General features: G+C 48.8%; 5 protein-coding genes. All 5 read right to left on the bottom strand.

Going from position 1 to position 8,215, the window contains the following annotated elements; all coding sequences use genetic code 11:
• Positions 1 to 1,016: DNA repair protein RadA (radA, locus tag A3751_RS10675; RefSeq protein ID WP_068455578.1), on the bottom strand; the 1,016-nt coding region annotated here is incomplete at its 3' end.
• Between the two features lie 2 nt (positions 1,017 to 1,018).
• Positions 1,019 to 2,353, bottom strand: coding sequence for a hypothetical protein (locus A3751_RS10680; protein WP_068489808.1), 1,335 nt, complete (start codon positions 2,351 to 2,353; stop codon positions 1,019 to 1,021).
• Positions 2,354 to 2,459: 106 nt separating this feature from the next.
• Positions 2,460 to 3,524, bottom strand: a complete 1,065-nt coding sequence (gene hemE, locus A3751_RS10685; protein WP_068455584.1) for a uroporphyrinogen decarboxylase — start codon at positions 3,522 to 3,524, stop codon at positions 2,460 to 2,462.
• Positions 3,525 to 3,595: 71 nt separating this feature from the next.
• On the bottom strand, positions 3,596 to 5,014 hold the full coding sequence (locus A3751_RS10690) for an FAD-dependent oxidoreductase (RefSeq protein WP_068455587.1): 1,419 nt from the start codon (positions 5,012 to 5,014) through the stop codon (positions 3,596 to 3,598).
• Positions 5,015 to 5,051: 37 nt separating this feature from the next.
• Positions 5,052 to 8,215 (bottom strand): glutamate synthase large subunit (gltB, locus tag A3751_RS10695; protein WP_068455590.1); only part of this gene is annotated, 3,164 nt, incomplete at its 5' end.

Raw genomic sequence — 8,215 nt, forward strand, 5'->3', positions numbered from 1 at the left:
AGCAGCATGGATAATCGATTCTGGTCCAAACCAAGCGCCACTCTTTTGGGATAAGAGCCCTGACTTTCATCAACAAGCGCCTGCAACTCCACTAGCAGCGGCCGAGTACCCTCCCAAAGCACAGTAACGGAACTCCCAGGACTGGCTTCTTCGCCTCGATTCAAAAAGATTGCGCTTGGATTTTTAACTTCAATCAATCCACGTTCCTGCATCGCAAAAACACCAAGCTCGTTGACGGCGCCAAAACGATTCTTGATGCCACGCAATGTTCGGTAGCGTGTATCACTTGAGCCCTCAAGCATGATCGAGCAATCAATCATATGCTCGAGAACTTTCGGGCCGGCAATCGCGCCTTCCTTGGTCACATGACCAACCAAAAACAACACCATCCCTGTCTGCTTAGCGAGACGAGTAAGACGGGCAGCGCACTCACGAACCTGAGACACACTTCCAGGCGCCGATTCAATGGACTCACTAAACATCACCTGAATACTGTCGACGACAATCACTTTCGGCTGAGTCGCCTGAACAGTCTGCTCGATCACCTCAACACTTGTCTCAGAAAACATCTGAAGCGCATCAGCGGTCAAACCGAGCCGCTTAGCTCGCATAGCAACCTGCTGCAAAGACTCTTCACCAGTAATATAAAGCGCAGGAAGTTGTCCTGCGAGATGACACATCGTTTGCAACAGGAGTGTACTCTTCCCCGCTCCCGGGTGACCGCCAACCAAAATCGCTGAACCGGGAACCAAACCGCCACCTAAGACGCGATCAAACTCACCTATACCAGAGCTAAAGCGAGGTTGCTCAGCAAGATCGATAGAACTCAGTGTTTTTATTTCAGACGCAGCGCCGGCATATCCGACGGTTTTAGTTGAAGAACGTGACGACTTGGCAGAGCCGAGCCTGATTTCCTGAACCGTGTTCCATTGCCCGCATTCAGGACATTGACCCTGCCACTTTGAAAAATCAGCACCGCATTCCGTGCATACAAAAGCTGTTTTCGTTTTTGCCATAGTTATGGAAGTAAATTTCCGAAGTCCGGGTTCGAACCAGAATCTGGCTGTTCAACAGGAATTACTGGAGGACGAACGAACTCTCGATTCAAAAACTGCACCCACGATAAATCGAAGTTCTCTGCTGTTTTATCACCGCGGCCATCTCCTGTCTGATCACCATCCGCTTCAATAGCGAAAGTGATGGAAGACGCATTGTTTACATTCATAGCCGCATTCTCATCGTTAATTCCATCAAGAGACAGAATACCACTAGAGGGGTGCAACTCAGCTAGCGCACCCCGCATAGCGACACCATTACTTACTCGAACCTCTCCGATGGCACCGTTCAAATTATTAACGAGCTCTGCATCAAAATACGCACCGTAAGTGGCCTGTGATTGTTCGTCATATTCCATCCGCCATTCGAAATCATTCAAAGTGTAAGACTCACTCAAATTTCCCAAAACGAGAGAGCTAGCGATCGCCTCAGAGGTGATCCGCAATATTTTGTTCTCTGCACGGTTCTGGGTGTGCGTTAGCGTAACGCTTCCATTGAGGATTCGCGTAGAGTCGCTTGCAGCCAATGTTAAACTAGCGAGATCAAGATCTATTTGACGCTCATAATAGGTACAGTCTACCTTTTCCTCTAAACCCTCAGAGACTTTATAAATTGAAGCACCATCTGCATCAAGGACAGAGCCGCTCACTGTAGATGAACTATTCAACACGACGGCTTCTTCGCTCAAGCTGAGCTCGTAAACCGCATGTTCGACCACTTCGGTTCTATCCGTTGGATTAGCGTTTAGATAGCGCACAAATAAGCGCGGCCCCTGCTTGTCGAATAATATCATCTCAGCCTGATCCGCAATCACTCTTGCGCTTCCATCAAAGTCATCGCGAACCACACGAGATGCACAATGATCAATATCGACTACATTAGAAAATTCGGTGTTATAACCCTCAATCTCTAGATAACGGCCGGTAATAAGACCATTTAACTGAATACCATTCGATCTAACACACTCATCAAACTCAATGCTAAAAGCATCTTGTACGCGATACTCGTCACCAACCGAATTTGGGTAATTCGCGGTATAGCTTCCACCGCCTGAGCATGTTACTGGACTCGAAGACGCTACCAGACCTGAAGCATCAAGAAACTGATCAACACGAGCGTAATAGAACGGAGAGTAGGCAGCCTGATAAGCACTCCATAGCAGTTCTTCAGAGTTATCATTGGTGACATCTAAATTTCGGCGATTATCACTTAAATCTTGATCATCGACGTTAAATTCGCCGCAGGCTGAGACCAGATAAGCAAGCAAAAGTACACAGACTCGTATTGAGCGACTCATTGAAGGTCCTGTTTATTTTGAGATACGCTGAAATTGTATGGCATGAAGAGGAAGGGATAAACGCTGCGCCACCGCAATTGTGACGCAGCTTACGCTGAACATAAGATTAAACGTGGTATTGAGCGCTTATTTCGTGAACAGCATCGACAAAGACTTTTGGCGCCTCAGGGTCTACAAACTGATGGATGCCATGCCCAAGGTTGAAGACATGACCAGCACCTTGTCCGAAATCGCCCAAAATGCGCGCGACTTCCGCTCGAATCTGCTCAGGCTTCGCATACAAAACACTGGGGTCCATATTACCTTGCAAGGCAACTTTATCGCCAACAAGACTGCGTGCGCGACCAATATTCATGGTCCAATCCAGGCCCAATGCATTCGCACCACAGTCAGCGATTTGCTCCAACCAAAGCCCACCGCCCTTGGTAAACACAATCGATGGCACCCGCAAGCCACGCGCTTCAGTCTTCAAACCTGCGACGATTTTCTTCATATAAGCAAGGGAAAAGTCGATGTAAGCCTGATCGCTAAGGTTTCCACCCCAAGTATCGAAAATCTGAACAGCTTGTGCGCCCGCATCTATCTGAGCATTCAAGTAGCCGATCACCGAGTCGGCCAATATATCCAGTAAAGCATGCAAAGTTTCAGGCTCACGATACATCATCGCTTTAATGTGCCTAAAATCCTTTGAGCTGCCACCTTCAACCATGTAGGTTGCCAAGGTCCAAGGCGAGCCTGAAAAACCGATCAAAGGTACTCGACCAGAAAGTGCGGAGTGGATTTCACTGACCGCATCGGTCACGTAGCTTAAGTCAGCGGCCGTATCCACGACAGATAAATCAGCGACGTCTTTCTCACTGCGAATAACCTTCTTGAATCGCGGCCCTTCTCCAGTCTCAAAGTAAAGACCAAGCCCCATCGCATCTGGGATGGTCAAAATATCAGAGAACAGAATAGCCGCGTCCAAGTCGTAACGCTCAAGAGGCTGAATGGTCACCTCGCAAGCTAACTCCTTGTTTTTACACAAACTTAAAAAATCGCCAGCCTGTGCTCTCGTCGCTTTGTATTCAGGAAGATAACGACCAGCCTGACGCATCATCCAAACTGGTGTGGCATCGACAGGCTCACGAAGCAAGGCTTTCAGAAAGCGATCATTCTTGAGTTGACTCATAGTGTTCTCTTTTCCATACAAAGTAAAAAGGCACGACGATCGCCGTGCCTTTCAAGCTAAAACAAGACGTATTAAACGTCCAAATAATCCAAAATACCTTCAGCAGCTTTGCGGCCTTCAGCAATAGCAGTCACCACTAGATCCGAACCACGCACCATATCACCACCAGCAAAGATCTTCGGGTTAGCTGTCTGAAAAGGAAAGTCGCCCATTTCCGGAGCTTCTACGCCACCCCAGCTATTAACGCCGACCTTAACATCTCCCAACCACTCTGGAGGACTTGGCCGGAAACCAAAAGCAATCAATACCGCATCTGCAGCCAAGATCTCTTCACTGTCCGGAACAACTTCAGGGCGACGACGGCCATTCTCATCAGGGTCGCCCAGTTTCGTCTGAACAACCTTGACGCCTTCAACCTTATCCTCACCAACAATTGCTACCGGCTGACGGTTGAACAAAAACTGCACACCTTCTTCTTTGGCGTTCTGAACTTCCTTGCGCGAACCGGGCATATTTGCCTCATCACGACGATAAGCACAGGTTACCGAATCTGCTTGCTGGCGAATCGAGGTACGATTACAGTCCATCGCAGTGTCTCCGCCTCCCAGAACGACAACCCGCTTATCCTTCATATTGATGAAATCTTCTTCAGATTTTTCAAAACCAAGACGGCGGTTAACGTTCGAAACCAGAAAAGGCAAGGCATCGTATACGCCTGGCAAGTCTTCACCGGGAAAACCGCCTTTCATGTAAGTATAAGTACCCATCCCCATAAACACTGCATCGTATTCCGAAAGCAGTTCAGCGATAGTGACATCTTTACCAATCTCCACGTTCAAGCGGAATTCAACACCCATCTCACTAAACACTTCCCGGCGCAGTGACATCACGTTCTTTTCGAGTTTAAACTCGGGAATCCCAAACGTCAGCAGACCACCAATCTCGGGGTTACGATCAAAAACAACCGGTTTAACGCCATTACGAACCAAAATATCTGCGCAACCCAAACCAGCAGGCCCAGCCCCAATCACAGCAACACGCTTATCTGTCCATACAACCTTGGACATATCCGGACGCCAGCCCATCGCGAACGCTGTATCGGTTATGTACTTTTCCGCCGAACCAATCGTGACCGCCCCAAAACCATCATTAAGTGTGCAAGCCCCTTCACAGAGCCGATCTTGAGGACAAACACGCCCACAAACCTCTGGTAAAGAGTTTGTCTGATGACTTAGCTCAGCCGCCTCGATGATATTTCCTTCCGACACAAGTTTGAGCCAATTCGGTATGAAGTTGTGCACCGGGCACTTCCATTCACAGTACGGGTTTCCGCACTCGAGGCAACGATGAGACTGCTCTGCAGCCTCCTCAGTTTTAAATGTTTCGTAGATCTCGCCAAAGCCCTCGGTTCTATCCGCCATTGGGACTTTCTTCGGATCGCAACGCCCTACTTCAATAAATTGAAAGTTATTATCTAAGCGCTTAGCCATGTCTTACCTCATTAAGAATAACCATTAGACCTCACCCTTACTCTGGCCGCGTTCTGACGGCACTAAGTAGAGTCGTCAAGCTTGCAGCCTTCGGCTTAACTAGCCAAAAATGCGGTGTAAAGTCATCAAAGTTATCTAGAATTTCTTGACCCCATGCACTGTTTGTAGCAGCGACATGTTCCTGAATGACGCCGCGCAAATGATTGCGATAAGGCTCCATCGTTTCGGAAGAAATGCGTTGAATCTCAACCAACTCGTGGTTGTACTTGTCTACAAAGCTATTGTTTTGATCTAACACATAAGCGAATCCGCCTGTCATGCCAGCTCCAAAGTTATAGCCTGTATCACCAAGAACCGTAATCAACCCGCCGGTCATGTATTCACAACAATGATCACCGGCTCCTTCTACGACAGCACTCGCTCCAGAGTTACGCACCCCAAAACGCTCACCTGCCGTTCCCGCCGCAAACAGCTCTCCACCAGTTGCGCCGTACAAACAGGTGTTACCAACAATAGAAGTCTCTTGTGTTTTGAAAACACTTCCTGCCGGTGGCTGCACAACAAGGCGACCGCCGGTCATCCCTTTACCAACATAGTCGTTTGCATCCCCTTCGAGATACATATTCAAGCCACCCGCATTCCAAACACCAAAACTCTGCCCAGCAGTGCCCTTCAAGCTCAAAGTGATCGGGCTGTCAGCCATCCCTTGATTACCATGTCGCAGTGCAATTTCACCAGACAACCGTGCGCCAATCGAACGATCACAGTTAGTCACATCAAACTCGAACTCACCGCCTGATTTCGATTCAATAGCCGGCAATAAAGCTTCGATCATACGTTCTGCAAGCAATCCTTTATCGAACGGTACATTTCGCTCAACTTCACAGGTATGCGGCTTATCCTCTGCCACATCACCATCGGATAAAATCGGTGACAGATCCAATTNCTGCTGCTTCGCAGTCGCACCTGGAAGGACTTCGAGCAATTCAGTTCGGCCGACCAACTCCTCCAAACTTCGAACGCCAAGCTTAGCCATCCACTCACGCGTTTCTTCTGCCACAAAGCGGAAGAAATTCATCGCCATTTCAACCGTGCCTTTAAAGTGTTCCTCACGCAGTTTTTCATTCTGAGTTGCAACACCCGTCGCACAATTGTTGAGGTGACAAATACGCAAGTACTTACAACCCAACGCAACCATTGGCGTCGTGCCAAAACCAAAACTTTCTGCACCTAAAATAGCTGCCTTCACAACATCCAATCCAGTTTTCAAACCGCCATCGGTTTGCAAGCGGACATTCCCTCGCAGGTCATTCCCTCTTAGGGTCTGATGCGCCTCGCTCAAGCCAAGCTCCCAAGGAGAGCCAGCATAACGAATCGATGTTAATGGACTTGCTGCCGTACCACCGTCGTAGCCAGAGATGGTAATCAAATCAGCATATGCTTTCGCAACACCCGCAGCGATCGTACCGACACCAGGCTCCGATACTAGCTTGACGGAAACCAAAGCCTTCGGATTTACCTGCTTCAGGTCAAAGATCAGCTGCGCTAAGTCTTCAATCGAGTAGATATCGTGATGCGGTGGAGGCGAGATAAGCGTTACGCCTGGCACTGAGTAACGAAGCTCAGCAATCAGATCGTTCACCTTTCCTCCAGGCAGCTGCCCGCCCTCTCCAGGTTTTGCACCCTGCGCCACCTTAATCTGGATAACATCAGCACTGCTTAAATAATGCGGTGTAACACCAAAACGGCCTGATGCGACCTGCTTGATCTTGGAGCGCTTAATAGTCCCATATCGGGCGACATCCTCACCACCCTCACCAGAGTTAGAGCGACCTCCCAACGTATTCATTGCAACAGCTAGAGCCTCATGCGCTTCCGGCGACAGAGCGCCCAAAGACATCGCGGCAGAGTCAAAACGCGGAAAGATATTCTCTACTGGTTCGACTTCGCTCAAAGGAATTTCTTTGGCATTGGCGCTAACCACAAATAGATCCCGCAAAGTTGCAGCGGGGCGCTTGTTTACAAGCTCTGCATATTCTTTGTAGATGCCGTAATCGCCACTCTCAACTGCACGCTGAACCGTATTGACTACATCAGGATTGAAGGCATGGTACTCTTGACCATGCACGTATTTAAGAAGACCACCTGGCTGAATCGACTTGCGCGCCTTCCAAGCTTCCTTCGCAAGCAGTTCCTGCTCGGCTTGGAGATCCTCAAAGTCCGCTCCCTTAATTCGGCTAGCGACCCCTTTGAAACAAAGATCAACAACATCATCCGCTAGACCAACAGACTCAAACAACTGCGCGCCACGATACGATGCAATTGTGGAAATGCCCATCTTCGAAAGAATTTTGAGAAGCCCTTTACCAATCCCCTTGCGATAGTTGTTCTTCGCTTCAATCGGGTCCATTAACATCTCACCACTCTCGATGAGGTCGTTAATGATTTGATAAGACAAATACGGATAGACCGCCGTCGCACCAAAACCAAACAACACTGCAAAATGATGCGGATCGCGAGCAAAGCCTGTTTTGACAATGATATTGGCATCGCAACGCAGTCCTTGTTCCACCAAATGATGGTGTACAGCACCGGTCGCCATAAACGCATTCACCGGCAACTTGCCTTGTTCAATATCTCTGTCTGACAGAACGATAATCACATTTCCGTCACGCACCGCTTGCTCCGCCTGCTTGCAGACACTCTCAATTGCTGCCTTAAGGCCTTGTGATGCATCAAACTGAAGCGGAATAGTAGCTGACGAAAATCCAAGCGCGTTGTTCAAAATGGCGGCGAATTTCGCTGGACTCAACACAGGCGTAGTCAAAATAATACGCTTAGCGTGCTCAGGTGACTCCTCGAATACATTTCTTTCTGCGCCCACACAGGTTTCCAACGACATGACAATCGCTTCACGAAGCGGGTCGATCGGTGGATTTGTTACCTGAGCAAATTTTTGCCTAAAGTAATCGGCGACAGAGCGTACCCGATGAGAAAGAACCGCCATCGGGGTATCATCACCCATCGAGCCCACAGCCTCTTGGCCAGCCTCTCCTAACGGTCGAAGTACTTGATCTCGCTCTTCATAGCTAACCTGAAACATCTTCATTTGCGTTTTAAGCTCGTCTTCGCCCATCGCCTTGAAGGCCGAAGAGGATTTACCCAAACGCGTTTCCATACGTTGCGCATTCTCACGCAACC

This window comes from Oleiphilus sp. HI0080 (assembly GCF_001635135.1).